The sequence below is a fragment of the Turicibacter sp. T129 genome (assembly GCF_025594975.1).
In the GTDB taxonomy this organism is placed as follows: domain Bacteria; phylum Bacillota_I; class Bacilli_A; order MOL361; family Turicibacteraceae; genus Turicibacter; species Turicibacter bilis.
On record NZ_JAMQUU010000015.1, the window covers coordinates 1 to 25,152 of the forward strand.

35 protein-coding genes and 4 other RNA genes are annotated in these 25,152 nt (G+C 33.5%); 29 read left to right on the forward strand and 10 right to left on the reverse strand.

The annotated features are described in order from the left end of the window. Nucleotides 1-126: 126 nt before the first annotated feature. From NEH75_RS01960 to ssrS (NEH75_RS01990), 7 genes are all read right to left on the reverse strand, one after another. A complete protein-coding gene (locus tag NEH75_RS01960) occupies nt 127-900 on the reverse strand; it encodes a hypothetical protein (RefSeq protein ID WP_055274762.1) in 774 nt (257 codons plus the stop codon). Nucleotides 901-1,502: 602 nt separating this feature from the next. Continuing rightward, nucleotides 1,503-2,297: an ISL3 family transposase gene (locus NEH75_RS01965; protein ID WP_070099789.1), complete on the reverse strand. Its 795-nt coding sequence runs from the start codon at nt 2,295-2,297 to the stop codon at nt 1,503-1,505. A 27-nt stretch (nt 2,298-2,324) separates the two neighbouring features. Then, complete coding sequence (locus tag NEH75_RS01970; protein WP_070099790.1) at nt 2,325-2,879, reverse strand: transposase family protein; 555 nt, start codon at nt 2,877-2,879, stop codon at nt 2,325-2,327. 159 nt (nt 2,880-3,038) lie between these two features. Next, nucleotides 3,039-3,228: non-coding RNA, 6S RNA (gene ssrS, locus NEH75_RS01975), on the reverse strand. Nucleotides 3,229-3,606: 378 nt separating this feature from the next. Beyond that, nucleotides 3,607-3,798, reverse strand: a non-coding RNA gene (gene ssrS, locus NEH75_RS01980) — 6S RNA. Between the two features lie 103 nt (nt 3,799-3,901). After that, nucleotides 3,902-4,090, reverse strand: a non-coding RNA gene (gene ssrS, locus NEH75_RS01985) — 6S RNA. Nucleotides 4,091-4,546: 456 nt separating this feature from the next. Further along, nucleotides 4,547-4,729, reverse strand: a non-coding RNA gene (gene ssrS, locus NEH75_RS01990) — 6S RNA. A gap of 355 nt (nt 4,730-5,084) precedes the next feature. On the opposite strand from ssrS (NEH75_RS01990), the gene NEH75_RS01995 reads away from it, so the two are divergent. The 10 genes from NEH75_RS01995 to NEH75_RS02040 all read left to right on the forward strand — a co-directional run bounded on the left by NEH75_RS01995 (nt 5,085) and on the right by NEH75_RS02040 (nt 14,630). Then, entirely contained in the window at nt 5,085-5,846 is a 762-nt protein-coding gene (locus NEH75_RS01995) for a ThiF family adenylyltransferase (RefSeq protein ID WP_055305462.1), read from the forward strand. Nucleotides 5,847-5,871: 25 nt separating this feature from the next. Further along, a complete protein-coding gene (gene msrA, locus NEH75_RS02000; protein ID WP_055274764.1) occupies nt 5,872-6,387 on the forward strand; it encodes a peptide-methionine (S)-S-oxide reductase MsrA in 516 nt (171 codons plus the stop codon). Nucleotides 6,388-6,501: 114 nt separating this feature from the next. Beyond that, nucleotides 6,502-7,560 (forward strand): RnfABCDGE type electron transport complex subunit D, encoded by a 1,059-nt coding sequence (locus tag NEH75_RS02005; RefSeq protein WP_055305463.1) that lies wholly within the window; start codon nt 6,502-6,504, stop codon nt 7,558-7,560. A gap of 116 nt (nt 7,561-7,676) precedes the next feature. After that, nucleotides 7,677-8,753, forward strand: coding sequence for an AI-2E family transporter (locus NEH75_RS02010; protein ID WP_055274765.1), 1,077 nt, complete (start codon nt 7,677-7,679; stop codon nt 8,751-8,753). A gap of 313 nt (nt 8,754-9,066) precedes the next feature. After that, nucleotides 9,067-9,729, forward strand: coding sequence for a deoxyribose-phosphate aldolase (gene deoC / locus NEH75_RS02015; protein ID WP_055241998.1), 663 nt, complete (start codon nt 9,067-9,069; stop codon nt 9,727-9,729). Between the two features lie 28 nt (nt 9,730-9,757). Continuing rightward, nucleotides 9,758-10,468: a purine-nucleoside phosphorylase gene (gene deoD, locus NEH75_RS02020; RefSeq protein WP_055242000.1), complete on the forward strand. Its 711-nt coding sequence runs from the start codon at nt 9,758-9,760 to the stop codon at nt 10,466-10,468. 165 nt (nt 10,469-10,633) lie between these two features. Beyond that, nucleotides 10,634-11,350: a CAP domain-containing protein gene (locus NEH75_RS02025; protein WP_147614362.1), complete on the forward strand. Its 717-nt coding sequence runs from the start codon at nt 10,634-10,636 to the stop codon at nt 11,348-11,350. Between the two features lie 97 nt (nt 11,351-11,447). After that, nucleotides 11,448-12,722: an EF-P 5-aminopentanol modification-associated protein YfmF gene (gene yfmF / locus NEH75_RS02030; protein WP_055274767.1), complete on the forward strand. Its 1,275-nt coding sequence runs from the start codon at nt 11,448-11,450 to the stop codon at nt 12,720-12,722. Continuing rightward, nucleotides 12,722-14,011, forward strand: coding sequence for an EF-P 5-aminopentanol modification-associated protein YfmH (yfmH, locus tag NEH75_RS02035; RefSeq protein WP_068758901.1), 1,290 nt, complete (start codon nt 12,722-12,724; stop codon nt 14,009-14,011). Before yfmF ends, yfmH begins: the two co-directional genes overlap by 1 nt. Before the next feature lie 427 nt (nt 14,012-14,438). Continuing rightward, nucleotides 14,439-14,630: a single-stranded DNA-binding protein gene (locus NEH75_RS02040; protein WP_262948436.1), complete on the forward strand. Its 192-nt coding sequence runs from the start codon at nt 14,439-14,441 to the stop codon at nt 14,628-14,630. Here the strand turns inward: NEH75_RS02040 and NEH75_RS02045 are convergent. Continuing rightward, the gene (locus tag NEH75_RS02045; RefSeq protein WP_262948437.1) at nt 14,625-16,010 is read right to left on the reverse strand and encodes a recombinase family protein; all 1,386 of its coding nucleotides are present in this window, start codon (nt 16,008-16,010) and stop codon (nt 14,625-14,627) included. The genes NEH75_RS02040 and NEH75_RS02045 overlap by 6 nt on opposite strands. A 306-nt stretch (nt 16,011-16,316) precedes the next feature. Next, nucleotides 16,317-16,694, reverse strand: a complete 378-nt coding sequence (locus NEH75_RS02050; RefSeq protein ID WP_262948438.1) for a helix-turn-helix domain-containing protein — start codon at nt 16,692-16,694, stop codon at nt 16,317-16,319. 155 nt (nt 16,695-16,849) lie between these two features. Here NEH75_RS02050 and NEH75_RS02055 point away from each other — a divergent pair, with 155 nt between their 5' ends. From NEH75_RS02055 to NEH75_RS02080, 6 genes are all read left to right on the forward strand, one after another. After that, nucleotides 16,850-17,665: an ORF6C domain-containing protein gene (locus NEH75_RS02055; RefSeq protein WP_262948439.1), complete on the forward strand. Its 816-nt coding sequence runs from the start codon at nt 16,850-16,852 to the stop codon at nt 17,663-17,665. A 12-nt stretch (nt 17,666-17,677) separates the two neighbouring features. Then, entirely contained in the window at nt 17,678-18,490 is an 813-nt protein-coding gene (locus tag NEH75_RS02060) for a hypothetical protein (RefSeq protein WP_262948440.1), read from the forward strand. Between the two features lie 15 nt (nt 18,491-18,505). Next, nucleotides 18,506-18,667 (forward strand): hypothetical protein, encoded by a 162-nt coding sequence (locus NEH75_RS02065; RefSeq protein ID WP_262948442.1) that lies wholly within the window; start codon nt 18,506-18,508, stop codon nt 18,665-18,667. Next, nucleotides 18,660-18,881, forward strand: a complete 222-nt coding sequence (locus NEH75_RS02070) for a hypothetical protein (RefSeq protein ID WP_262948443.1) — start codon at nt 18,660-18,662, stop codon at nt 18,879-18,881. Before NEH75_RS02065 ends, NEH75_RS02070 begins: the two co-directional genes overlap by 8 nt. Before the next feature lie 63 nt (nt 18,882-18,944). Continuing rightward, nucleotides 18,945-19,214 carry a hypothetical protein gene (locus NEH75_RS02075; RefSeq protein ID WP_262948444.1) on the forward strand — a complete coding sequence of 90 codons (270 nt, stop codon included), beginning with the start codon at nt 18,945-18,947 and terminating at the stop codon, nt 19,212-19,214. Then, entirely contained in the window at nt 19,211-19,432 is a 222-nt protein-coding gene (locus NEH75_RS02080; protein ID WP_262948445.1) for a hypothetical protein, read from the forward strand. The genes NEH75_RS02075 and NEH75_RS02080 overlap by 4 nt, the downstream gene beginning before the upstream one ends. Here the strand turns inward: NEH75_RS02080 and NEH75_RS02085 are convergent. Continuing rightward, nucleotides 19,419-19,616, reverse strand: a complete 198-nt coding sequence (locus tag NEH75_RS02085; RefSeq protein ID WP_262948446.1) for a hypothetical protein — start codon at nt 19,614-19,616, stop codon at nt 19,419-19,421. The two genes, NEH75_RS02080 and NEH75_RS02085, sit on opposite strands and share 14 nt — an antisense overlap. 68 nt (nt 19,617-19,684) lie before the next feature. Between NEH75_RS02085 and NEH75_RS02090 the strand changes: the two genes are divergently transcribed. From NEH75_RS02090 to NEH75_RS02150, 13 genes are all read left to right on the forward strand, one after another. Next, entirely contained in the window at nt 19,685-19,873 is a 189-nt protein-coding gene (locus tag NEH75_RS02090; protein ID WP_262948448.1) for a helix-turn-helix domain-containing protein, read from the forward strand. Nucleotides 19,874-19,875: 2 nt separating this feature from the next. Then, nucleotides 19,876-20,169 (forward strand): hypothetical protein, encoded by a 294-nt coding sequence (locus NEH75_RS02095; RefSeq protein WP_262948449.1) that lies wholly within the window; start codon nt 19,876-19,878, stop codon nt 20,167-20,169. A gap of 298 nt (nt 20,170-20,467) precedes the next feature. Further along, complete coding sequence (locus NEH75_RS02100; protein ID WP_262948450.1) at nt 20,468-20,713, forward strand: hypothetical protein; 246 nt, start codon at nt 20,468-20,470, stop codon at nt 20,711-20,713. 10 nt (nt 20,714-20,723) lie between these two features. Continuing rightward, nucleotides 20,724-21,038: a hypothetical protein gene (locus tag NEH75_RS02105; RefSeq protein WP_262948451.1), complete on the forward strand. Its 315-nt coding sequence runs from the start codon at nt 20,724-20,726 to the stop codon at nt 21,036-21,038. Beyond that, nucleotides 21,038-21,904 (forward strand): phage replisome organizer N-terminal domain-containing protein, encoded by an 867-nt coding sequence (locus tag NEH75_RS02110; RefSeq protein WP_262948452.1) that lies wholly within the window; start codon nt 21,038-21,040, stop codon nt 21,902-21,904. Before NEH75_RS02105 ends, NEH75_RS02110 begins: the two co-directional genes overlap by 1 nt. Then, complete coding sequence (locus tag NEH75_RS02115; RefSeq protein WP_262948453.1) at nt 21,901-22,314, forward strand: replicative helicase loader/inhibitor; 414 nt, start codon at nt 21,901-21,903, stop codon at nt 22,312-22,314. The genes NEH75_RS02110 and NEH75_RS02115 overlap by 4 nt, the downstream gene beginning before the upstream one ends. 182 nt (nt 22,315-22,496) lie before the next feature. Continuing rightward, a complete protein-coding gene (locus NEH75_RS02120) occupies nt 22,497-22,628 on the forward strand; it encodes a hypothetical protein (protein WP_262948454.1) in 132 nt (43 codons plus the stop codon). 16 nt (nt 22,629-22,644) lie between these two features. Beyond that, nucleotides 22,645-23,037, forward strand: coding sequence for an AbrB/MazE/SpoVT family DNA-binding domain-containing protein (locus tag NEH75_RS02125; RefSeq protein ID WP_262948455.1), 393 nt, complete (start codon nt 22,645-22,647; stop codon nt 23,035-23,037). Continuing rightward, entirely contained in the window at nt 23,034-23,303 is a 270-nt protein-coding gene (locus NEH75_RS02130; RefSeq protein ID WP_262948456.1) for a hypothetical protein, read from the forward strand. The genes NEH75_RS02125 and NEH75_RS02130 overlap by 4 nt, the downstream gene beginning before the upstream one ends. After that, the gene (locus tag NEH75_RS02135) at nt 23,303-23,527 is read left to right on the forward strand and encodes a hypothetical protein (protein WP_262948457.1); all 225 of its coding nucleotides are present in this window, start codon (nt 23,303-23,305) and stop codon (nt 23,525-23,527) included. Before NEH75_RS02130 ends, NEH75_RS02135 begins: the two co-directional genes overlap by 1 nt. 14 nt (nt 23,528-23,541) lie before the next feature. Further along, complete coding sequence (locus tag NEH75_RS02140; RefSeq protein WP_262948459.1) at nt 23,542-23,928, forward strand: hypothetical protein; 387 nt, start codon at nt 23,542-23,544, stop codon at nt 23,926-23,928. Beyond that, nucleotides 23,928-24,497: an ERF family protein gene (locus NEH75_RS02145; RefSeq protein ID WP_262948460.1), complete on the forward strand. Its 570-nt coding sequence runs from the start codon at nt 23,928-23,930 to the stop codon at nt 24,495-24,497. The genes NEH75_RS02140 and NEH75_RS02145 overlap by 1 nt, the downstream gene beginning before the upstream one ends. Beyond that, a complete protein-coding gene (locus tag NEH75_RS02150) occupies nt 24,490-25,149 on the forward strand; it encodes a putative HNHc nuclease (protein ID WP_262948461.1) in 660 nt (219 codons plus the stop codon). Before NEH75_RS02145 ends, NEH75_RS02150 begins: the two co-directional genes overlap by 8 nt. Nucleotides 25,150-25,152: the final 3 nt, after the last annotated feature.

Below are 25,152 nucleotides of genomic sequence, written 5' to 3' on the forward strand. Positions count from 1 at the left end.
ATTATCTCCTACTCGATTTACCCTTTTATCGCCAACAGTTCATGTCTCCCATAAAGAGAGTTTATATCCCTAACAAGATGAATTTAAAAAGCAACCAATAGGTTGCTTTAAAGAATGGATGTTTAATTATTTATCAAATAAAGACATAACCTCTTTTTGATTAGAAAGCGTAGCTTCCTCTGTTGAAAGACTAAACATGACAGCATTATTTGCCATCGTTGTATTATAGAGCACGCCTGTGGCATTACTTTTATAAAACAATTGATTAATCGTTTCAGAAGTAGAAGTGACATAAAAGCCTAACACATCACCTAAATCTGTATCTTCAAATGAATAGTATTTTACATCTGTACCTCTTTCTTGAAGGTTTGGTTCTAAGTTAATAGATTTCTGTATTTCAGTTAGGGTCACTGGTTTATCTCCTAACATTTTCTCGCTCATACTTAGATAATCATCAAACAGATTAGATGGTTCTTGATTGAGTTTAGCAGCAAATACTTTGAATAAATCCATATCAACGGTATTTAACACGAGAGACGATGCTGATGTATCTGCTCCGTTAGAAGAGATATGGCACGCCACTGATAATGAATTTGAGTCATGATGCTTTGTATATAAAATGTCTGTTATCCCCTCTTGGTCTTTCGGTTCTGAAACCATTAACTCTTCGTTATCAGTAGCAAATGTGTAGATTTTTTGATTACCATCTACCATTTCCTTAGGAGCATAATTTGATAACATTTCCGTTAACTCAACAACGCTTAATGGCTCGTCCACTGTGTTTTGTGCTACTTCAAAATACGCATCCTCTAAAGATTGAAGGTCCATTGCTCCTTGTTTCGAACACCCTAATGTAATGAAGCAAATGAAGACTCCCAGAAAAAAAGATGTTTTCTTCATTAACTATCCCCCCTTAATTATTGGCTTTGTTATATTATACTATAAAATGGATTAAATATCATTTATTAAAATTATGGCTTAATTAAGGCTTTGCTTCTCTCTTTAAAAGACTATTATAACCAATTATTTACAAATATAGGGTTATATAGTAAAATAGTAACTGTCAAAAATAAATGACAAAAACAAGACAGGGAGAGATTTCTTAACAAAGGGGAGCTCTCTGAAATCATCATTTTTATATTAAGAATTACAATCAGTTTTACAGCTTAATTTACAAAAGCTTTTACATTAAGTTTTACACACATGAAAATAGCGGTCATAAATTTATTACCACAATTTTTAGCTATGTAAAAACAGGTGTAAAAAATAACATTTTATTTGATTTAAAATGTCTAAAAACATTGATAATACAATAAAAGCAACCATTGTAAAAATGGCTGCTTTTTTCTTTGCAAAAATTAATGTAATTTGATTTTTTCAACCCCAAAACTGAAACTGTTGACGTTCTATCGTATAGCTTTTTTAAGTGGAACTTTGTCAAATAGTGTTGCTGATTAAATGGTGACCTATTACAGTGAAAGACTAAATTGAAATCCTAGCGGCTATGCTGCTAGGATTTTTCTTTTAGGTTTAGTTAAATTTTGAATCATAAGAATACGTGATTTAATTACCCTACTAGTGGAGGAAACATGCTTCGCATGGCAGGTGACCCAATGATAGAAATTACGATATCCAAAGGCAATACGCTTAATGACTTTAATTTTATTATTAATTCCTTCGATTGGACCATTTGTATAGGGAGTCGTTAATGTGTTTTTGATATAAGCTTGATACGTTTTAAAGGTTTGAAAAGCTGTTTGAAGTTCAGGAGAAATAAGCGGATGTTCTGTTTCAAGTAAGTGATTCAAGCGATTGATGTTTTTGGTTTGAATAGCGAAAAGTAAATCTTGATAAAGATCATAAGTTGCTTTTAATTCAGGTGATAAATCAAGTAGGAAGTTGAGGATATCTATTTCACGCATGGGTTGTTTAAAACAGTAAACTGTTCGATAATTAGTGGTGTTAAGTAGCGTGTGAGACTTTAAAAATAATCGCCAATAACGTTTGAATTTACGACTGTGTTTCTTAAATTTTTTCATGATTCGAATACGAGTTTTATTGAGTGCACGAGAAAGATGTTGAACTAGATGGAATTTATCAATGATCATTTTGGCATGGGGAAAAAGCTCCTTAATCAAGCTCATGTAAGGAGCATACATATCGATGACAATATGTTTCACTCGAGCCCGTGCTTCTTTGGTATACCGCTGAAAATAGGTTGGGAGTGAGCTTAAACGACGATCTTCAATGATATCAATGATTTGTTTGGTATCTGCATCGCAAAAGATAAAAGACATGTGACCCATTCCCTAGCAGTGGAGGATTTATGCTTCGCATGCTAGGTGACCCTCGGCAGACTTAACGGACTTAAACTCATCAAAACAAAGATTTTCAGGAAGGTAATTAAAGTTCAAAGTTTGAGCCTCATAAAAGCTATGGATGATCCGATTGACAGTTGAATGAGAGACCTGATGACGACGGGCAATATCGCATTCTGAAATCTTATTTTGAGCGTCTAACGCAATGGCATGTTTCGTGTGATAAGAAATATAACAGTTCTTTTCAACGATTGAAGTGTTTAGTGTAAAGGTAGATTGGCAATGGCCACAATAATAACGCTGTTTTTTTAACTCTAAATAGGTATCATGGAGTGAGACTTTTGGAATGACAATTCGAGAGGTTTTAAATCCATGTTTCTTAAATTTTGAATCAAATAGAGTTCCGCATTTTTGACAATGAGTCGGTTGATACGAGAGGATTCCTTTAAAAATAAAGCTAGTAATTCCGTTTAATTTCACTTCTTCAAGATAATCGTCCGGAAATGTAATGTTTTTATCTTTAATATTTAAAAGTTTTCTAGTAAAATATGAGTGAGACATCAAATCTTATCCTTTCAATATTGTTTTAGCCGATAACATTGTAACAGGATTGAGACTTGAGGTCTCTTTTTTTTGATGCCATGAAAAAAGTGCTGCTTACTCAGCAACACCAAATATTATAGAACCTTTTAAGTTAAAAAAAACACAAGCAAATGCTTGTGTTTCTCCAAAATACCGTAGGTGTTAGGATATAAACCCGCTAAATTAGCAGGTGGGCATCGTATCTAATACGTTAGGAGTCCTAGGTGGAAAAAGCTAGGCATTCAACACGGTATTAGAGAATCGGATTCCCTTATCAAAAGTGTTCGGATTTAAAGAACTAATCACCTTACGCATATCTCAGATTTTGATTAGATTTTATCATGTTCTTGGTAAAAAGACAATAACCTGAAATAATAAATCTCATGATTCATTGATTTATCATGGCACCAAATTGATCGACAATCTGATTGCAGATTGTTAGATTATCTAGGGCCATTTTTTATCATGTTTAGGGGACATGATGAATGGTTATATTAGATAAACTAGTTTAAAATGTGTGTGTGTTTATTCATAAAAAATAATAAAGTTCAATCAATTTGGATTTTAATTTTATCATGTTCATGAATATTAATCAACTATTAATTTAATATTTTAAAAACTTCTCTAAATTGTATGATCATTAAGCGAAATTCATTTTTAATTGGTGGCTTCATCATATCTAATCTATAGGTAATCTAAATGAATATAATGACCCAAATTGCCGTAAGTGTTAGGATGTAAACCCGCTAAATTAGCAGGTGGGTATCTTATCAAATTCTTTAGGAGTCCTAGGTGAAAAAAAAGCTAGGCATTCAACACCGAATTTGAGAATCAGATTCCCTTATTAGAAATGTTCGGATTTAAAGAACTAATCACTTTACGTACAGTCCAGGATGTTTTGGATTCGGGTCACTCATGACCGGATACATATCCTAACATGTCGTGCCAACAAAATCAATATGATTGGTTCTGGAAAGTCTTAGTTAATGGGCAGGTTATGAATGATACCCAAATGGCCGTAAGTGCTAGAGTATAAACCCGCTAAGTAGCAGGTGGGTATCTTATCAAATTCTTTAGGAGTCCTAGGTAGAAAAAGCTAGGCATTCAACACTGAATGTGAGAATCAGATTCCCTTATTAGAAATGTTCGGATTTAAAAAGTTAGTCACTTTACGTACCATTCAGGAATAACCTTTTTCATGGGGAAAGCTATCTTAACATGAAAGAGAATTGAAATCAACAAGGGAATGCTTGGAAAACCGAATCCTTATTGATAAAGAAAGTAATCCTCTCTATCAGAGGCAGGAAAGCTATCTTAACACGAGAATGAATTAAAAGCAATCAGGTGATATCTGGAAGTTAATATGAATCTAACAGATTGATAGGAGTGGTTGTACATAGAAACAGAAATGTATTTTACAACTCTACATCAGTGTTAGTTGGTAATAAAATTTAATACTGGTTTCCTATGCCATTTCGAACCGAAGTAGGTTGAGAGTTCCCTGTCGATTTCTGAAAGAAATCTATTCTTCCTTTGCTAGGAGTGTAAAAGTTTTTACCATGTAAAAAACTTATCTGAACTTATATATTTAGATTTTAAATTAGTTTAGAAAATAAAAAAACACGGGTACGGACCCGTGTTCTTCTTAATTGCCCAAATTGCCGTAGGTGTTAGGATAAAAACCCGCTTGGTAGCAGGTGGGTATCCTGTCTAATACATTAGGAGTCCCAACAATGTTGGGCATTCAACACCGTATTAGAACACCAGATTCCCTTATCAGAAATGTTCGGATTCAACAACTAATCACCTTACGCACAATCTAGGGAAACTAAGAGAGAGTGTATATTCGTTACAATCGCTAAATAGGAAATTCAGAATATACGTGTTCAAGAAGAGCAATAATAATAGATTATCTCACATATATAATTATCAGACGTACAGTGACTTGATGTTGCATACCTTAATCCGACGTATAGGTATCATATCGGCAACAAATACTCACTGCAAATTTACTTCTCTTCTTGACAGTACTAGTATGAGCAGATTGTGTAATTTTAATCGTTATTACAATAAAAAAATTAAAAAGTTCTATTCATTTTAGACGCTCTTCATAGCATTTTGGACATAATAAAGGTATAATCAGTTTATAACTTTTAAATAGAAAGAGTAAGGAGCTTCAAAGATATGTTACATCAATTTTCTAGAAATGAATTAGTCTATGGACCAGAAGGAACAGAAATCTTAAAGAATAGTACAGTTGCTATTTTAGGTATTGGAGGTGTTGGGTCATTCGCTGCTGAAGCATTAGCACGTACGGGCGTTGGAACATTAATTTTAATTGATAAAGATGTCGTTGATATTACGAATGTTAATCGTCAAATTCATGCGACATTAAAAACAGTTGGTCGTTCTAAGGTAGAAGTTATGGCAGAGCGTATTGCAGAGATTAATCCAAATTGTAATGTTATTCAAATGCATATGTTCTATAATGAAGAAACTGCTCCAAGATTATTCGAACATCAGATTGATTTTGTTGTTGATGCTTCAGATACGATTACATTTAAAATTCATTTAATTAAACAATGTCTACGTCGTAAAATTAAATTTATTTCATCAATGGGGGCAGCCAATAAACTAGATCCTACAAAATTTGAGATTGCAGACATTCACCAAACGTCTTATGATCCAGTAGCGAAGGTAATTCGTACAAAGCTGAAGAAAGAAAAAGTGAGTGGAAAAGTTCCAGTTATCTATTCAACAGAAAGTCCAATCATTGGACGAGAAGATACGTTAAAGGTTGTTGGAAAAGAAGATAGTGAAGTTCGTAAACAGCAACTACCACCCGCTTCAAATGCTTTTGTTCCAAGTGTGGCCGGATTAATTGCAGCAAGTTATGTGGTTCGTGAATTAACGAAGTCAATTCCAATTCGTCGTAAAGAGCACTAATAAGTATGAAGGAATGTGAGAAAATATGAAACAAATTGTTTTAGCTGGAGGATGCTTCTGGGGAGTTGAAGCATACTTTAAACGTATCAAAGGGATTATTAAAACAAAAGTTGGGTATACGGATGGTCTAACGGCAGATCCAACCTATAAAGAAGTTTGCACAGGAAAAACGCATCATGTTGAGGCTTGTGAGATTTTTTATGATGAAACGATCATTTCATTAGAACGAATTTTAGAACATTTATTTTGCATCATCGACCCGACCTCTTTAAATAAACAAGGTGGAGATATAGGAACACAGTATCGGACGGGTGTATATTATGAAGATGAGGCAGACGCAGAAGTGATTCGATTATTTATTAATCAAGAACAATTGAAGTATGAAGATGAAATTGTTGTTGAAGTTAAAAAGCAGACAGCTTTTTATGATGCAGAGGAATATCATCAAGATTATTTAACTAAAAATCCAACAGGTTATTGTCATGTCAATTTATATCGAATTCCAGAAGAAGATTTAAAAGAAGAGTATCGATCAAAATAAAAAAGATTAGCTATGAGCTAATCTTTTTAAATTAAAGTTATTTCATTTAACAAAAAATCAAGTTCTCATGTTAGAATAGAATTATTTCAAAAGAGGGAGTGAGTCCATTCGAAAATGAAGCGAATTAAAGAAGTGATTAAACAAAAGGCAAAGGAGTATCATGCTAGACGAATTTATGGAGAACGTCAAGTCAAACATTTTTTATTAGTGACGTTTGTCTTAATTCAGTTGGGATTATTCGTTGAATTTGGATATTATTCAACGATTGGTCATTTAGGACAAAGCATAGCATTTGAAATTTTCAAGGTTCATGTTATCAAATTAGGATTGATTTTAGGCTACGCTTACTTGATTGATCTATTAGTTTCATTTATTGTTGGGACGAATCCACACACAGTGAAAGAAGGAATATTTTTTCCTTTGAAGCGTCCAACATTTTTATTTAGCACGTTATTAATTTTGATGTTTTCATTAGATGCCCCTATTTCTGTTTTTTGTATGGCAATTATGGTCATGACTATTTTTTCACAAAATACAAAAAAGGGTCACACGTTTTATCATCTTCATCCTGCATTAATTGGTTATTTTATTGGAGTACTTGGAATTAAAATGACTAATTATAATTTAGGATTAACTGAACTTCCCCCGATGCTATCAGCCCCCTATATGGTAGTAACAAATGCGCTTCATCCATTGTCCTTCGATGGTTTTATTTCAGAATATTACTCGTTACAAACAGTAATCTTTGGAATCTTTGAGGGCAGTCTATGCTTTACACTCATTATTCCTTTATTACTAAGTGCCTTATTTTTAGTGAAGCGTCAAGTCATTGATTATAAAGTATCGTTTCTTTATTTAGGTGTTTACGGATTAGTAAGTATTTTGCTAGGTGTTATTTTTCAACAACCGAATTGGTTAACGATTTTGTTCTTATTAAATGGTTCGGTGTTAATAACAGGAATTTTTATTTTACCAGATATTGTTGTTTTAGATAGACATTTAATGTTTAAATATGCTTATATTATTATTTGTGGCATTTTCTCAGCCTTATTAAGTTACTTTATTCATTTTATCTTTGCGCCATATTTAGTGGTTATGCTGGTGCAACTTGTCACATTGGGGGTTGATTTTATCAAAAAAGTTATTTATCGAAAACAACTTTTAATTGCATAGTGGGTCCTAATCTTTGTTAGGACTTTTTTTATATCTAAAATAAGCATAATCATATTCTACACACTTATAATATAAAGACAATAGTAGCAATTAGTTGAGATAATGAGGTGTTAGAGATGGATGAATTTTTTAATAAACATAGTCGGATGATTCGTTATTTGCTTTATGCCATTGCCTGTTTAGTCAGTTTAGTGATCTTATTTTTATTTATTCAAACATCACCCGTTTGGGGAAGGATTTGGAGTGAAATTTGGGGAAGTTTATTTCCATTTTTTGTTGCATTTTTACTGGCTTATATTATTCATCCGCTTATTTTGTGGATTGATCGAATTCGTTTACCCCGAGTAATTTCGGTGTTTTTATTTTATGTCGTTGTATTTGGAAGTTTATATGGAATTATTTCGTGGTTTTTACCAACCATTATTAGAGAAATTCATGATTTGATTTTAAATTTACCCATTTATTTAACAGCTATTCAAAATCAATTACTAATCTTTGATGAACGAATGGGTTTAAATTTAAGTGAGATATTTTTTAGTGAATATAATACGTGGGTCAGTACGTTAACAGAGCATATTCGTGAAGTGACTGGTTTTACTTTTAACTTAATTTTTTCAATTGTCGGGTCATTAATGTTTATTGTTATTGTTCCAATTGCGTTGTTTTATTTTTTGAAAGATTATGAAAAAATTTTGAATGGGTTATTAAAGTTAGTTCCGAAACGATATCGATCACATGTTGCTTCTTTGTCTAGCTTATTAGATGATTCGTTAGGTTCTTATATTCGTGGGCTAGCACTTATTATGGTTTGTGTCTCATTAATTGCGACCATTTTATTAATGTTTGCTGGAATTGATTATGCTTTACTTTTCGGATTTTTAATTGGTTTAACTGATTTTATTCCTTTTATTGGACCCTTTATTGGTGCCATTCCTGTGATTATTTTTGCGCTCTCTATTTCCTGGAATAAGGTTATTCTTGTCATTATTATTCTTGCTATTTTACAAGCAGTTGAAGGAAATTTTCTACAGCCATTTATTATTGGACGTAATTTAGATATTCATCCTTTGTTTATTATGATTTTAATGATGCTTTCAGGAAGTTTTTTTGGTCTAAAGGGAGTATTTTTTGCGATTCCAGTCTTTTTAGTGATTCGTACGGTTACTCGATATATTCATAATTTAAAAAGTTAATAAAATAAAAGAGAGGATAATGAAGGATGTAAGGGTTATTTTTTATAAGTAAGTGATACGTAAAAAACGACATAAAACTTTCAAAAAGTACAATTATCTCTTGAAAAAATGTTTTAAAATAAATAGGTTTTTGGTAGAATTAATAACGAGTTGTTATATAGTCCCAATAATTGTTTAAATTTTTATGTTGAGTTAAAAGGATTAACTAAAAATGAAAAGGCTATTTTTTTGTTTTTCGCTATAACCTTTAAGACTTCAGCTATAATAATAAAGACTTATATAGCGGTATTTTATAGTCATTAGGAGGCTCCATATGAAAGCAAGTAAGTATATCGATCATACAGTTTTAAAACCAGAAACGACAAAAGCACAAATCTTAACATTATGTCAAGAAGCCAAAGAACATGATTTCGCTTCAGTTTGTGTTAATCCAACTTGGGTTTCTTTATGTGCAGATGAATTACAAGGAACAGATGTAAAAGTTTGTACAGTAATCGGATTCCCTTTAGGAGCAACAATGAAAGAAGTTAAAGCATTTGAAACAAAATGTGCAATTGAAGCCGGTGCAACTGAAATTGATATGGTTATCAATGTAGGTGCTGCTAAAGATGGTAATTGGGAATTAGTATATGAAGATATTAAAGCAGTTGTTGATGCTGCTAATGGAACATTAGTTAAAGTAATCATTGAAACTTGCTTGTTAACAGATGAAGAAAAAGTCAAAGCTTGTGAAATGTCTGTTAAAGCTGGAGCTCACTTTGTTAAAACATCAACAGGATTCTCTACAGGTGGAGCAACAGTTGAAGATGTTCGCTTAATGCGTCAAACTGTTGGTGAAACAGTAGGTGTTAAAGCATCAGGTGGAGTTCGTACATCTGAAGATATGAAAGCGATGCTTGAAGCTGGAGCTAACCGTATCGGAACTTCAGGCGGAGTTGCTTTAGTACAAGGAAAAGAAAACACAACAGCATACTAAAATATCATTAATTAGAGGAGTGAAGTTTATGGCAATTCCAACACCACACATTGGATGTTCTGAACAAGGTGTTATCGCAGAAACAGTTTTATTACCAGGAGATCCATTACGTGCGAAATTTATCGCGGACACATTTTTAGAAGATGTTGTTCAATTTAATACAGTACGTAATATGTTCGGATATACTGGAACATATAAAGGGAAAAAAATCTCTGTTATGGGTTCAGGAATGGGGATTCCCTCAATCGGAATTTATTCTTATGAATTAATCCACTTCTACGGAGTGAAAAACTTAATTCGTATTGGATCTTGTGGATCAATTCGCGAAGATGTTAAAATCCGTGACGTTATTATTGGAATGGGTGCTTGTACAAACTCAAATTACGCTGCACAATATGAATTACCAGGAACATACGCACCAATTGCTTCTTGGGATCTATTAAATAAAGCAGTGAATGTTGCGAATGAAAAAGGAATTGAAGTTAAAGTAGGTAACATTTTATCTTCAGATACATTCTATGATGCTCAAAAGGATTCATGGAAAAAATGGTCTGCAATGGGAGTTATGGGAATTGAAATGGAAGCTGCTGCTTTATACATGAATGCAGCTTACGCTGGAGTTAATGCCTTATGTATCTTAACGGTTTCAGATTCATTAGTAACACATGAAGTAACATCTGCAGAAGAGCGTCAAAATACATTTACTCAAATGATGGAGATTGCATTAGAATTAGCATAATTTTTCTTTCAAAAGAACAACCAGTTTTGGCTGTTCTTTTTTTATCTTCAATAAGTAGCAAGGATTGATGATTTCGCATGAATGTATCGTTAAAATGTGTATAAAATTATAGTTCTAACTGATATTAAATAAAGTAATGGTGGATTAAAAAGGATGTGAAGGAGTTTGTTTAAAAAGGTCATAAGAATTTATTTTATGATTTGTGTCCTTTTACTAGGGGCATGTCAGACTAATACGTCATCAACAACGTTAGCTTTATTAGATAAAGTAATTTTTACATTTGAAGCCAAAAAACCAATCATCATCAATCATTCCAATGAAAATCAGTCATCTTCAAATCACATAATGGATGGAACTTTTTTAAAGCCTGAAAAGCCAAGTGATCAAAATCAAGAGACTGATCATAAAATAGTTGAAGAAACGACTCCTGAAAAGCCACCTATACCTGATAAAAATGAAGCAACAGATGATGTGATAGGATTTTATGATACTACAATTGAACAAGAGGTGATTGAGCTAGTCAATGATTTACGCCTTCAACTTGGGCTTGAGGCAGTTGAACAGTCTGAGTCATTAACAACAACTGCGCGTTTAAAATCGGAGGATATGGCTAAGTATAATTACTTTAGTCATGAAGGACATTTAACATTCGCCAGTCTGGTAGAAACCTATCAAATATCCTGTCAGATAAGTGGTGAAAATATTTTCAAATCTCAAAGTCCATTACTAGTTGCCCCAGAAATTTTTGAAGCTTGGAAGCAATCACCAACTCATTATGCTAATATGACGAATGAACAGTTTACAAAAATGGGTATTGGGGTTTATGGAATTGAACAAGAGGGTGTACGAACATATTATGTCACCCAACATTTAACGGATTAAACGAAAAAATATGGAATTTTTTTGATTTAATCCTTAAAATAACCTATAATGAAGGTGCACAAAAAAAGATAGTAAATAGAAAATAGGTGGTGACTTTATGGAAGTTCGTCAATTTGATGATTTAGGTTATTCCTTAACAACAATTAAAACGGATAAATTTAAGACAAATTTAATTTCAGTTTCATTTCAATCTGAAATTAATCGTGAAACAGTAACGAAACGTTCTTTACTTCCTTATGTTTTACGTTCAGCAACAGAAAAATATCCGTCTAAAAAAGAAATTAACACGTATTTAGAATCTTTATATGGAGCCTCTTTATCGACAACAGTTGAAAAACGTGGGCAAACCCATAATATTAAGTTCTATCTTTCATTAGCGAATGAAAAGTTCTTAGGAAATCGTGAACCGTTGCTTGAAGAAGGGGTTGAGCTTTTAAAAGACGTGATTTTAAAACCATTAGTGATTGATGGTGGTTTCAAAGAACAAGTGGTTGAAATAGAAAAGCGTTTATTAAAAGAATACATTGAATCGATTTATGATGATAAAGTATCATACGCCTTACAAAAGCTTGTTGAAAATATGTGTGAAGGTGAAACTTTCAGTATTAATTCAATTGGTTATGTGGATGATTTAGAACAAATTAATGGTCAAACATTAATGGAAACATATGAACAGATGTTAAATGAAAATCAAGTGAATATTACAGTGGTCGGAGATATTGATCATGATAAAGTTTATGAAATCTTTAAAAATCACTTCGATTTTGCGCACCGTTCAGTAAATTTACAAGTCGTTGATCATCAAGATAAAGAAATCGAAGAAGTGAAGGTCGTTAAAGAAGAACAAGATATTTCACAAGGGAAATTAAACATCGGATATCGTACCCATACCCGTATTGGTGATGAAGATTATTTACCATTACTTGTATTCAATGGTATGTTCGGAGGATACGCACACTCTAAACTCTTTATGAATGTTCGTGAAAAAGCATCATTATGTTATTACTGCGCATCTCGCTTAGATAACTATAAAGGTGTGATGTATGTTTACTCTGGAATTGAGTCTCAAAACTATGAAAAAGCCCTTAAAATTATTGATGAGCAACTAAAAGATATGGTGGCAGGTAATTTTACAGATAAAGAAATTGATTTAGCTAAGAAGTCATTAATTAATTCAAAATTAGAATCAATGGATCAAGCTTCAGGAATGATGGCGCATGAAGCTTTAAATAAATTATTACCAACTCCATTAACAGTAGAAGAATGGGTAAACCAAGTGAATTCAGTGACAGCTGAACAAATTGTTTCAGTTGCTAAAAAGATTAAAGAAGATACAATCTTCTTCTTAACAGGGAAAGAGGTGACTGAGTAATGGAGTTTAAAGAATTCCCTCAACTACAAGAAAAGTTATATTATGAACAATTAGAGAATGGTTTAGAAGTATATATGTTACCTAAACGAGGTTTCAATAAGTCATTTGCAACCTTTACAACAAAGTATGGATCAATTGATAATCATTTTGTTCCAATTGGGCAAAGTGAGATGAAATTAGTTCCCGATGGGATTGCGCACTTTTTAGAGCACAAAATGTTTGAAAAAGAAGATTATGATGTGTTTGAAAAATTCTCTGCACATAGTGCCTCATCTAATGCTTTCACATCGTTTACAAGAACATGCTATTTATTCTCTTGTACGAGTGACTTAAAAGAAAACTTAACAACATTAATTGATTTCGTACAATCTCCTTATTTCACAGAACAAACCGTGGAAAAAGAAAAAGGGATTATTGCGCAGGAAATTAAGATGTATGATGATAATCCAGATTTCCGTGCTTACTACGAAATTATTGGAAATCTATTTAAAGAACATCCAGTAAAAATTGATATTGCTGGAACAGTCGAATCGATTCAACCGATTACAGCAGAATTATTATACGAATGTTATAATACGTTTTATCATCCATCAAATATGTTATTATTTGTGATTGGAGATTTCGATGTTGAAGAGATGATGGCATTAGTCCGTGAAAATCAAGCGAAAAAAGATTATAAAAAAGAAGAGCCAATTCCACGTGAATATCCAAAAGAAGAGCCTCAAGCTGTTCGTCCGGAAAGTACGTTAGAAATGGAAGTTGGAACAGCAAAAGTTTTTGTTGGAGTTAAAGATGCAAGTGCGGATCAAGATGGTAAAGATTTGCTTAAAAAGGAAGTGGCCTTAGACATTATTTTTGATTTAATATTTGGTAGCTCATCAACGTACTATGAAGAGATGTTAGATAAAGGCTATATTAATGATACGTTCTCATATGAAACAAATTGTGAATTATCATTTGGCTTCTCAATTGTTGGTGGAGATACACGTTATCCTGATGAGTTAGCACACAGTATTAAAGAAAAATTATTAACAATTCCAACGATGACATTTGATGAAACTGAATTCACACGTATTAAGAATAAAAAGGTTGGACGTTTCTTATCAGCATTAAACTCGGTTGAATTTATTGCAAACCAATTTACTCAGTATGCATTTAATGGAGTTCAATTATTCTCAATTCTAGATATTTTAGATGAATTAAGAATTGAAGATTTACAACAATTAGCAAAAGATTACTTTGTTGAAGATCGTATGAGTATCTTTAAACTTTTACCTAAACAAGCATAAAGAAAAGCTCCCTTTTGGGGAGCTTTTCTTTATAGCTATAATGAAGAAAATAAAAAAGGAGAACTGGTGGGGGGCACCAGTTCTCCGAGAGGGGAATAGTATAAGGTTGCATTGGTACTTAGCGAAAAAAGTTTGCTAAGTTCATAACCCAATACGTTTGTTTGATGAGGGGATGTAAAAAATTAAAAATGGAATGAAAAACAATAATGAAAGGAATGTATTGCATGAACGGGGGGGGTGTTCATGAATACATTTGAAATTATATCAAAATTCGACAAAATAATGTGTCCTTTCTGTGTTCAGTTATGAAAACTTACATGAACACGTTTTCTTTTGAAAAAAGAAAAAATATAAAAGGAAGTTATAAAAGATGAGCGTATATATAGATAAGTGCGCACAAATAAAGAAGTTAAAGGAGATTATTGATATGTTAAATAATGTTGTGTTAGTTGGGCGTGTTGTACGCCAACCTGAATTGATTCAAACTCAAGAAGGGAAAAAAGTTTCGACTGTTACACTGGCCGTAACGCGTTCCTTTAAAAATGCAGCCAGTGGTGAATATGACACTGACTTCATCAATATTACGTTATGGGAGGATATTGACTGTATAACATCATGAAAAAACTATATCATCAATCGTTAATTTACCAAGGGTTTTCCCTTTAGGCTCTTTATACATGGTGATTTTAGTGACGTATTTAAGAACAATACTCCTTTTATCGACTCTATCTAACGAGTTCCAAAGAGAGAGAAAATCCTTATCTTTAAAATCGAATATTTTAGGAATATCAGTTACTTTTCCCATTAATGTAGTGATTTCCAGCTCTTGCTCATTTAACTCTTGAATTCTTTTTTTGTAGTCATCTAAAGATATTAGATCATTTTCGAATGCGGTATGGTTTTTCAGTTTGATGTTTTTAATTCTATCTAATTCTTTTGCTAATTTAACTCTACTTGTGGTTGCTATTTTATTTTTAGAATTACCGCTAGATTCATTGTTAATCGAATTCAAAATGTCGGTTACATACGCAATGAACTCTTTTTCTAATTCTTCTTCCTTGAAAGTCCCACAACTGCAACCATCTAATTTAAATTTGTTTTTACACTTATATCTTAATCCATTTGGGTTCTCACCGAAAATATCGCCACCGCAGTTTGAACAAGTTAGAACACCTGAAAATAATCGCGCATTACCTTTGGCTCTTACATGGAGTCTTTTTTTGCGTTGTAGTAACTCATTGGTGCTTTGAAACACTTTATTAGACACGATAGATGGGAACACATCTTTATTGATATTGACTTCGCCATCTCTGAAGGTTACGACAAACTCTCCAATGTATGCTCTATTCTCTATTATTCTGATAATTTTAGTATGATCCCAAGGTTTTTCGATAGGTATTAAACCATCTTTTTGAAAGTCCTTTATAATGGTATCGGTACCGACACCAGAGTTATATTTATCGAATATGATTCTGACCATTTCTGCTTCTTGTTCGTGAATAACGAATTCCCCATCGACCTTTCTATAACCGAAGGGGGTTCTTCCGTTTACTTTTCCAGCTTTAATCGCCTCTTTCATACCAACAAAAGTACGTTCTCCAATTGTCTCACGTTCCCATTGTGCCATAGCACCTAACATAGTGATAAAGAATCGCCCACTAGCACTAGAAGTGTCTAAAGATTCAGTGAGAGAAATTAATTTGCAATCATTCTTATCGAATAAATCCATTAATTCATACAAGTTTTTCACGTTACGAGTTAAACGGTCTAGTTTATAGATAACAACAGTGTCGATTTTTTTCTCTTCAATATCTTTAAATAACTGCATTGCTTGTGGTCGATTTAAATCTTTAGCACTATATCCATCATCAACATATAAAATTCCATCCCAGTCGTTTAACTCAGCATATTGCTGAAGTTTTTTACACTGAGCTCCGATACTATATCCTTCTTTTGCTTGTTCATCTGTCGATACACGAGCGTATAATCCTACTTTCATTTAATCACCTCTAACTATTGAATAATTCAATTGTAGAATTATTCACCTTTTTCAAACATTTGTTTGGTTTTTATTGTCGAATTTTGAAGTTTAAGTTATAATATTATCGATTAGTGTATAAATTTGGATAAAAGAGATAACAATAACAATATATAGTATTTTTAGGGGGTTCATATGGAAGAGCATAGAAAGAAGATATTAGAAATTATCGAAAAAATAGATAATCCATTAATTCTAAAAAAGATTCTATCTTACCTCACTGGAGTAATCGAAAAAGACCGAGATTAATTCTTGGTCTTTTTTTTATTACATATCTTTAAGGATTTCATCAACCAATCCCTCGATAACTCGCCAACCATTATCATCTAACTTTAATAAAGCTTTGATGATTTTAGTTCTCGTTTCATCCTCATTAGCATTAATAGAAAATTTACCCATTAGATATTCTAGTTCATCTATTTGTGGTTCGGGTTTATACATTTCACCTTCTCCGGTTAATAACCATTCTTTGTTTATGTTGAATTTTTCGCAGATGTCGTTAATAGTTCGATCTGACGGATTTCGCTGACCTGTTTCTATAAGATATATAGCAGTTCTTTTTAAATTGATTTCTTGAGCGAAAGTCTCGCGACTCATATCCAAGTAATCTTCTCTAAGTTTCTTTATATTTTCATTAATCGACATACAATCACCTCACATTAATATTATAGCTAATTCGTTAACTTGTAAACATAAAAGTCGAAAAAAATATTAAAACTTGTTGACTTGTAACTTTTTAGGTGTTATTATTTGTTTACAAGTTAACGAACTTGTCGGAATTAGCAAAAGGAGGAAGAGAAATGAGTAATATCAATATTAAACCTTTTCACTCAAAAGGTTATGAAAATACAGAATTAATTAAAGTAACAATGAATGAACAAGGACAACAATTAGTAAGTGGTCGTGAATTGCATGAGGTGTTAAAAGTTCAAGGGGATTTTACCCACTGGGTGAAAAAGCAACTTGAAAATGTGGATGCCATTGAAAATGGGGATTTCACAAAGGTCGTCTTTAAAAACGAGCTTTCGAAAACAGGGCAAACAACACACGATTACATTTTAACAATAGACATTGCTAAAGAAATTTGTATGGTTGTTGGAGTTGCACCTCGAACGAATGAAGAAACACGACAGCTAAGTAAGCAAGTTCGTAAATACTTCATTCAATGCGAAAAAACATTGCATAATCCATATGCTAATCTGTCGCCGGAGTTACAAATGTTAATTAAATTAGAGCAAGGGCAGACAGTGCTTAGTCAAAGAGTGGAGGAGCAGAAACAAGATATCGTCGAGTTTAAACAAGAGTTCCAAAACTTCAAAGAGGAACAGTACATCGCTCAAGCACAATGTAAAGAAATTAGCAACCGAGTTAAATCGTTAGGTACTAAGTTGTTAGGTGGTAAGAAGAATTTAGCTTATCAAGATAGTTCGCTACGTTCACGAGTTTATATCGATATCTATAGTCAAATTCATAGAGAATTTGGAGTTAAAAGTTGCGCTGATATCAAGTGTAAAGATTATAGCGCAGTATTCAGTGTCATTCATAATTATTCTCTGCCAATGCACTTATTAAATGACATTGAGTATGCAAATAATCAAATGAGTTTAGAGATTTAAGGAGGGGTAGAAATGACTAACATTCGATTAGCTATTTCGTATTCTAAAGGGTACGAAAAAAATCAACTGATTCAATCTCAAAGGTATCGCCAGTTGTTTGTTAAGAAGAAATTATCATTAAAATCGCGTTACAAGGTACTTCCTCAAGTTGTCCAGCAGATAAAAAACACAAAGGATAATATTAGCATATTAGAGATTGAGAAAGAGCAACTTATGAATACTCGCAATAAGGTGGTCGACGGTAAAGGTTTATCAGTATTAAATCAAGAAATATCTTATCATTACAAGCGGTTAGGAGAGTTAGAAAATTTCGCAGATAGCTTAAGAGGTGAGATTAAGAATCTTGAGAGTGATATGTTTGTTTTAGTTGATTTGGGCGATAGTTACTTAAGTACCCATCAAAAGATACAGCTACTTGGTGGGGGTGTAAAAAAAGCTCAAGAAATCATTAAGTCTTGCTTAGAGCGTGAGAAAACTTCACCGACTGAAACAATCCCATTCATGGAATTAGTTATGCACCATACAGAATACCAGTGGAATAAACAACGTGAACGTGATTGGGTTGATTGTGAGATTTGGGAAATGCCTGTGTTTGAAGCGTGTATGAATGAAACGATACGAAGAATGCACGATTACAAGCAGGAAACAGGAAGATGTTTTATGACAGAATTCATGGAAGATCACGCAAAAGCGAATGATAAAAAAGTAGTCCAGAAACAAACGGAGTACGGAATGGTTATGACGTTTGAGGAAGATATAAACACAAAATACGAACGTGACGGAAAGATTATCATCTTAAACACTGCAGTAAATTCTAAAGCTTAATAAGGAGGAATTTGAATGAATGCAATGACATTAGAAGAGAAATCAAACATTGTATCAAAGTTATTAGTTGCTATGGATATTATTCCGCAAAATCAACAAGATCAGCTATCAGGGATTATCATTGGATATTCTATGGCGAGTGAATTAATGGTTAAAGGAGCGGGGGATAATGCCTAAAGAAAAGAAATACGTTCCAGTAACTAGCGGAACCATGCACAGTTTTGCTTATGAAGTGTATGTCTTAGCAACCGCAAATGAGTTAGTGAAGGAGTTTGGGATTACTAAATACGAAGCGATTAAGCAAGTTAAAGAAGGATTGCCTAAAGAGCAGTGTGTGGTAACTGTTCGCGAAGATATGGTGGGAGATATTGGTGCCGGTGTGGCGGTCTAATCGCAACGGTCGTATCCCACGAGATTTATTCTTCGAAGTCTACGGAATTTAAGGAGGGAAGTTATGCAAACATTAGGAGTTAAACCATCGATGAACATCATGATGCATTCACAAGAAACAATGGAGGTAGTGATTAATCGTAAGATTGAGTTTGTCTATTCGAAGCAAACGAAATGGGTGAAAGTGTTAATTCCAAGTCTGTTCTCAAAATTCGATGGGAAATGTCTATTTGATGAGTTCCAGTGCGAGATTGAGAGTTTGCCGGAATTAGAGCGTTTGGCGGTTAATTATTATTTGGATAGAGTAGATGAATTTAAGGAGGAAATGAAATGAACAAAAATAAATCAACAGTAACAATCACAAGCGAAGGTATCACAACTACGGTAATCAGTAAAGAAGGTATTTCAATCATCAACGAAGACTTGGGAGAGATTTTATTTAAATTAAGTAATGAAAAAACTCCCCAAGATGTGCGAAATCAAGGAGAGTTAGTAAAGGTAACTATGCAGATTGATGGTAAGCAAATTGCCGAAGTGATTACTCAACGATAAATTCTTTATTCATTGATTCAAGAAGATGGTTGTATAGATTTATGTACATTTTGAACATATCGACACTTACATTTCCGTTTTCGTCAACTGAACAACCGTCGATATAGATACTAGATGGTGTTTTTAATAACTGTTGAAGAGTTGCGATTGCCAGATCATGAGCTCTTTGTTCGTTCGAAATCATTTTATTCCTCCTTTCTATTCTAAGATACTTGAATTTTATCAAAAATTATCGAAAAGAGGTGTCGGGATATGTCGAAGTTCAAAAAGATTTTGAAAGAAAAAGGAGTTACGCAACGACAATTAGCAAAAGAGGTAGGAATGTCATATCAAATGATTTGTATGTATGCAACTGGAAAGGTTGATATGGGTTCAAAAAAGTTATTTAAGATTGCAAAATATTTAAACGTTCCAATGGAGGAACTAATTGAGGAGGAATAACAATGAGTGTTTACGATGTCGTGGAATGCCCTTATTGTGGTTATGATCATGATTTAGATGGATATGAGTTCGATGGAAGTAACGAAATAGATATCGAGTGTGAATGCTGCGAAAAAGAGTTTGAGGTAATCCGTGATTGGATTCCAAGTTATAGCTCCCATTCAATTGAATATACAACTTGTGAGTGCTGTGGAAAAGTAGCGAGAGATAGTGATACTTATATTTTTGGAGCTAAAGATTTGTGTCTAACGTGTCTCGCTAAACATTACATAGAATGGTTAAAGAGAAGTAAATAACAATTAAATTTTTAAAATTATTTAGGAGGAAAGGTAACGGATTTAACTGATTGATTATTAGGGATATTCTTTCTGTTTTTGGTAGCTGGAACGCTAGGAATTATTTTTTGGATATGTGCAACGCTAGGATATTAAAAAATATCAGCTTATATTAAAGAATTAGCAAATCTTCTAATTTTTAATAGAGGTTAAAAATCGACGTTTTAAGAGTATTTGAGGTTGAAGTAGTATATTTTATCGAATTTTGATTTCAAGTTCCTTATACGAAGAAAAAACAATGAATAACGGAGGGGTTAAGATGGGAGTTTTAGATATCCATACAACAATGAATAAAGTCATTATATTTGGGATCTTATTTATCAAAGAATCGAATACCGTTCAAATCTGTCCTCATGGGACTTTAAAAGAGGTGGTGAGGTTAAATATTCAAAGTATTGGAGACTTACAACGATTTGCGGTGGAGTGGTATTACAAGAATATTTATCATCAAAATTTTGGCGGGCGAGAGATGGCACCTTATGAGGTTGTGCTGAGAAATTACTAGGAGGTGCTGTATGGAGAGATTAATTAGTCGCTTAGACTATGATATTAAAACCTTTGTTGAAAGGTGGATGGAGGGTGACAGCCGAGTTCATTGGGTACCTCTATCACAGTTTGGGATATTAGAGCCATTAGGGGAGGATGAGTTAGAACAGATATATATCAGCATTCAACATATTGAGAAAATTACTCAAGATGAAGATGGAATGTTGTATATTACAGTGGATGAGCCTACTCTAAAAGCGCATCTTGTGGTTCGCTTGGATAATTGGAAAGAACGTAGCGATCTAAAAGAATTCGGTCGTTATGAAAGCCGTGGGGTGATTTAATGAGCAACAAAAAATATTACTGGTTAAAGCTTAAGAAAGATTTCTTCAAGCGTCATGATATTCAAATCATCGAGAATATGCCGAATGGGAAGGATTATGTGTTGTTCTATTTGAAGTTATTAGTTGAAAGTGTAGATCATGAAGGTGGGTTAAGGTTTAATGAGACAATCCCATACAATGAACAGATGTTAGCGACCATTACTAACACTAATGTAGACACTGTCGTTAATGCTATGAAGCTATTTAAAGAGCTTGGAATGGTTGAGATTCTTGATGATAAGACGATTTATATGAATGAAGTTAGCAAAATGCTAGGTGCTGAGACATACTGGGCCCAAAAGAAGCGTGAAGAACGTCAGAAAAATAAATTACCGCAACAAGAAGCGCCTAAAATTGGACATTGTCCAACTAGTGTCCAAACTGAGTCCAACGTGTCCAACCAAGAGATAGAGAAAGAGATAGATATAGATAAAGAGTTAGAGATAGAGTTAGATTCAGAGAAAGAGAAAAAGAATAATGTCGCGCAGAGCGCTCCTGTTTCTTCAACTGAACACCTTATTGATGAAGTTATTCGTTATCTAAATCTGAAAACCAATAAAAACTTTAGGACTACAACTAAAGAATATCGAAAATATATTAGTGCATGTATTAAACAAGGGGCTACAGCTGAACAGTTTAAATATGTCATAGATGTGAAATGTGCTGAATGGCTGCATAACGAACAAATGAGACAACATCTAACTCCAACGACACTGTTTAGAGAAAGTAATTTCGATAAGTACCTTAATCAGCAAATGCCACAAAACAAAAAGACACTAAGAAATTTAGCGTCTACAGGTCAGATTGATTTGAGTGATGTATTATGACACAAGTTGAATTTACAAAAGGTATGACACTTCTTACGGTTGCTTATCCAAAATTTGAAGTGGATCAAATGACAATGGAAGTTTGGTACTCATTCTTTGAAGATATTAAAGCCGAAGTTTTTATAGCAGCTGTTAAGTCATTCGTAAGAAATTCTAAATTCGCTCCAACAGTTACAGAGTTGCTTAAGCATTGTGAAGAGTCGAAGATGATTATCCTAAATGACACGCTAAAGCTCATGTATCAACAAGGTTACTTTCATCAAGGAGTAGATGACAACCAAGCATATCGAAACTATGAGAAAGCTAATCAGTGGCTACAACGAGGTACTGAACCAGAGTGGCTTAAAGAAGATATGCGCAGGTATAGACGTATGCAATTAGGACAACAGGACCAATTAAAACTCAATTGAGAGGTGGTGATACAAATGCTGTATGCACAAAAAAGAGCACAAACTGCGGCAACAGTTCATGCTCAAAAGAAGAATTATTTTTTGCGAGATAATTCATTCACAGTATACAGTATGTGCAAAAAATACGCAATTTATTCGTTGAAAATATAAAAAATTAGACATTTATTTCAGGAGGAAGAGTGATGAAAAAGATCACTTTTGTAACACAAATCGAACACGTTGACTTAGGGAAGTTAGTATCTCGTTATCCAGGAAGTAAGACGTTGTTCAAAATTATAGATTCAAGCACAGTTAAAGTAACGATTTTTAAATAATCAGGAGGAAATGAGTATGGAACGTAAAATTGATGAATTAGGTCGTGTTTTAATCCCAATAGAAATGAGAAGGATGCTAGGCATTGAAGCAGACGATGAATTATTTATTGGCATGAAAGATGGAAATTTATACGCAACAAAAGAATTTGTTGAAGGATTTATTAAGCGTAGAGTCGATTTTTTATCTCGTGTAGTGATTCCAATCGAATACAGACGAGTATTATCTTTCGGTGATGGAACTAAGGTTAATATCACACTCGAAAAGGACCGAGTTAAAATTTCTAAAATCAATGCTTACTGCACATTCTGTGCTAGCAGTAAAGATATCAAATATGTTAAAGGTGTTCGCGTATGTCAATCTTGCATTGATGAAATCAAGTCGAGTGATTTTTGGGAGGCAGTGGAATGATTCAGTACGGAACAAAGTCTAGAACACCATTTGCTACATTTAAAACGATTATGGATGCATTTAAGCAACGTGCTGATTTACTTGCAGAGCAAACGTGGTTAGAGTTTATCATCTTTCAAGTACCAGCTATGGAGTTGAGTAAAGAGGATATGATGGACCTTAGCTTAATGGTGGTAAAGCGTGTAAATGCAATTGTTGAATTTAATTTTAAAAAAGATGATGAAATCATCGAAGTCACAATAAGACGAGTTATGGGGAGTAAATAATGAGTAAACCAACTTTAAGTCAAATTATTGAGTTAATTAAAAACAATTCTAAATCAATTGGAGTCGTGTGTGATGGTGCGTATGAGTATATCGAGTGCGCTGTTGCAATCGAAAAATTTGGTGACGTTGAAGTTAAAGAATTAGACTGCTCAGTACACACTATCGCTAGCACAAGAGAATTGACCTATAACACGACTTCTGTTGGTTGGGTTATTCATATATAGGGGAGCGTGTTAAAGTGGCTGTAATCGACGTTAAATGCGAATGCGGGCATAGTTTTAAAGCAGAGTTCGACAAAGATGATGAAATTTTATTCTGTGAAGCGTGTGGGTCGTTAGTCATTAACGATCTCGCTTCTGAAATTGAAGATAAGATTGAAAGAGTTAATCAGATTAAATTTGAGATTGATAAGTTGAAAAAAGAAAAGGAGAAATTGGACTTAGACATTCGCATCGGACTTGAAGGAGCGCCAGTTGGTATTGGCAAGAGATATCAAGTGAAATATTCAAGCTATGTGACGAAGAGATTTGATAGTAAAAAATTTAAGCTAGAGCATGAAGATTTATACGATAAATTCACGTATGAGAGTGCAGCGGACAGAATCACGATTAAGGAGTTGAAATAATGGGAGAGATTAAGAGTGTTAGTAATGTGTATTCGAAGATGCAAAATATTCGTTGTCAACTATTAGAGGAACCGTTAGAAAAGAGTGGGAATAACAAGTTTGCTAATTTTAAGTATTTTGAATTAAGTGATTTTTTACCTACTATCACTAGACTATTGAAAGAAAATGGATTATGCAGTTGTGTTACTTTCACGGATGTTGAGGCAAAATTAGTGATCATCAACGTTGATAAACCAGAAGAGAAACTTGAATTTACGTCACCTATGTCAACGGCTGCTGTGGCTAAGAATGGAAACGAAGTTCAAAATCTCGGTGCTGTTCAGACATATTTAAGACGATATCTTTATGTTGCAGCTTTTGAAATAGTGGAGAATGATGGGTTAGATGCGGCAACAGGAACTACGCAATTAATAGAGAAGTTATTGAAAGAAACAGGAACTAATCGTCAAGAGTTTTTAAGTTTTTTATTTAAGGAGTTTGGAGTTAAGAAATTGGATGATTTAACTCCTCGACAATCAGAATGGGCAATCAAAACCTTAGAGAAACGTTTAGGTGATAAAGTTGAGTAATCTGATGCAACAAGCTGTATTTAGCAATTATAAAGAGACCGATGAGGGTTCGTGGTTTATTGCCCACGTACCCGGATGGTTTGCACCGAAGCAGATTATTAAAAAGTGGATGAATGGAGCTATCAGATTTGATGATGGACGTTCCATCTCGGCAAAACAAAGAAAATTATTATATGCATTGTTCAAGGATATTTGTCTTTATACAGGGTATGAAGTTGAAGAATTGAAAGAGTTGTTGAAGATAGAGTTTATGATTGATAAAAATCGTGACTATTTCAGTTTATCGAATGTAGAGATGGAGATAGCGAAAGAGTTCATCGAGTACGTCTTGGAGTTTATGTTCTTGTGGGACGTACCAATTAACCCGAAAGTTGTTATTTTAGCAAGAGAAGTCAATAATTTCTTATATTTATGCCTGGTGCATCGTAAATGTGCGGTATGTGGTTGTAAGGCAGACATTCACCACCACGAAAATCTAGTCGGTATGGGTATGGATAGAGCAAGACATAATCATGAGGACTCGAAATATATCGCCTTATGCAGGGTTCATCATAACGAGTGTCATAACTTAGGGCACAAGACTTTTGAAAATAAATATAAGCTTACAGCGATTAAGTTGAATGAGAGAGCGATTAAGGAGTTAAGGATTTAGGAG

Coding starts and splice junctions, on each gene's coding strand:
- NEH75_RS02120 (WP_262948454.1), top strand. CDS start 22,497: ATGAAAAAGATCACTTTTGTAACACAAATCGAACACGTTGACTTAGGG.
- NEH75_RS02145 (WP_262948460.1), top strand. CDS start 23,928: ATGGGAGAGATTAAGAGTGTTAGTAATGTGTATTCGAAGATGCAAAAT.
- NEH75_RS02085 (WP_262948446.1), bottom strand. CDS start 19,616: ATGATTTCGAACGAACAAAGAGCTCATGATCTGGCAATCGCAACTCTT.
- NEH75_RS01995 (WP_055305462.1), top strand. CDS start 5,085: ATGTTACATCAATTTTCTAGAAATGAATTAGTCTATGGACCAGAAGGA.
- NEH75_RS02105 (WP_262948451.1), top strand. CDS start 20,724: ATGGAGAGATTAATTAGTCGCTTAGACTATGATATTAAAACCTTTGTT.
- NEH75_RS02065 (WP_262948442.1), top strand. CDS start 18,506: ATGAATGCAATGACATTAGAAGAGAAATCAAACATTGTATCAAAGTTA.
- NEH75_RS01960 (WP_055274762.1), bottom strand. CDS start 900: ATGAAGAAAACATCTTTTTTTCTGGGAGTCTTCATTTGCTTCATTACA.
- NEH75_RS02100 (WP_262948450.1), top strand. CDS start 20,468: ATGGGAGTTTTAGATATCCATACAACAATGAATAAAGTCATTATATTT.
- NEH75_RS02130 (WP_262948456.1), top strand. CDS start 23,034: ATGATTCAGTACGGAACAAAGTCTAGAACACCATTTGCTACATTTAAA.
- NEH75_RS02040 (WP_262948436.1), top strand. CDS start 14,439: ATGTTAAATAATGTTGTGTTAGTTGGGCGTGTTGTACGCCAACCTGAA.
- NEH75_RS02010 (WP_055274765.1), top strand. CDS start 7,677: ATGGATGAATTTTTTAATAAACATAGTCGGATGATTCGTTATTTGCTT.
- NEH75_RS02005 (WP_055305463.1), top strand. CDS start 6,502: ATGAAGCGAATTAAAGAAGTGATTAAACAAAAGGCAAAGGAGTATCAT.
- NEH75_RS02075 (WP_262948444.1), top strand. CDS start 18,945: ATGCAAACATTAGGAGTTAAACCATCGATGAACATCATGATGCATTCA.
- NEH75_RS02045 (WP_262948437.1), bottom strand. CDS start 16,010: ATGAAAGTAGGATTATACGCTCGTGTATCGACAGATGAACAAGCAAAA.
- NEH75_RS02110 (WP_262948452.1), top strand. CDS start 21,038: ATGAGCAACAAAAAATATTACTGGTTAAAGCTTAAGAAAGATTTCTTC.
- deoD (WP_055242000.1), top strand. CDS start 9,758: ATGGCAATTCCAACACCACACATTGGATGTTCTGAACAAGGTGTTATC.
- NEH75_RS02135 (WP_262948457.1), top strand. CDS start 23,303: ATGAGTAAACCAACTTTAAGTCAAATTATTGAGTTAATTAAAAACAAT.
- NEH75_RS02090 (WP_262948448.1), top strand. CDS start 19,685: ATGTCGAAGTTCAAAAAGATTTTGAAAGAAAAAGGAGTTACGCAACGA.
- yfmH (WP_068758901.1), top strand. CDS start 12,722: ATGGAGTTTAAAGAATTCCCTCAACTACAAGAAAAGTTATATTATGAA.
- NEH75_RS01965 (WP_070099789.1), bottom strand. CDS start 2,297: ATGTCTTTTATCTTTTGCGATGCAGATACCAAACAAATCATTGATATC.
- NEH75_RS02055 (WP_262948439.1), top strand. CDS start 16,850: ATGAGTAATATCAATATTAAACCTTTTCACTCAAAAGGTTATGAAAAT.
- NEH75_RS02095 (WP_262948449.1), top strand. CDS start 19,876: ATGAGTGTTTACGATGTCGTGGAATGCCCTTATTGTGGTTATGATCAT.
- deoC (WP_055241998.1), top strand. CDS start 9,067: ATGAAAGCAAGTAAGTATATCGATCATACAGTTTTAAAACCAGAAACG.
- NEH75_RS02115 (WP_262948453.1), top strand. CDS start 21,901: ATGACACAAGTTGAATTTACAAAAGGTATGACACTTCTTACGGTTGCT.
- msrA (WP_055274764.1), top strand. CDS start 5,872: ATGAAACAAATTGTTTTAGCTGGAGGATGCTTCTGGGGAGTTGAAGCA.
- NEH75_RS02080 (WP_262948445.1), top strand. CDS start 19,211: ATGAACAAAAATAAATCAACAGTAACAATCACAAGCGAAGGTATCACA.
- NEH75_RS01970 (WP_070099790.1), bottom strand. CDS start 2,879: ATGTCTCACTCATATTTTACTAGAAAACTTTTAAATATTAAAGATAAA.
- yfmF (WP_055274767.1), top strand. CDS start 11,448: ATGGAAGTTCGTCAATTTGATGATTTAGGTTATTCCTTAACAACAATT.
- NEH75_RS02070 (WP_262948443.1), top strand. CDS start 18,660: ATGCCTAAAGAAAAGAAATACGTTCCAGTAACTAGCGGAACCATGCAC.
- NEH75_RS02125 (WP_262948455.1), top strand. CDS start 22,645: ATGGAACGTAAAATTGATGAATTAGGTCGTGTTTTAATCCCAATAGAA.
- NEH75_RS02060 (WP_262948440.1), top strand. CDS start 17,678: ATGACTAACATTCGATTAGCTATTTCGTATTCTAAAGGGTACGAAAAA.
- NEH75_RS02050 (WP_262948438.1), bottom strand. CDS start 16,694: ATGTCGATTAATGAAAATATAAAGAAACTTAGAGAAGATTACTTGGAT.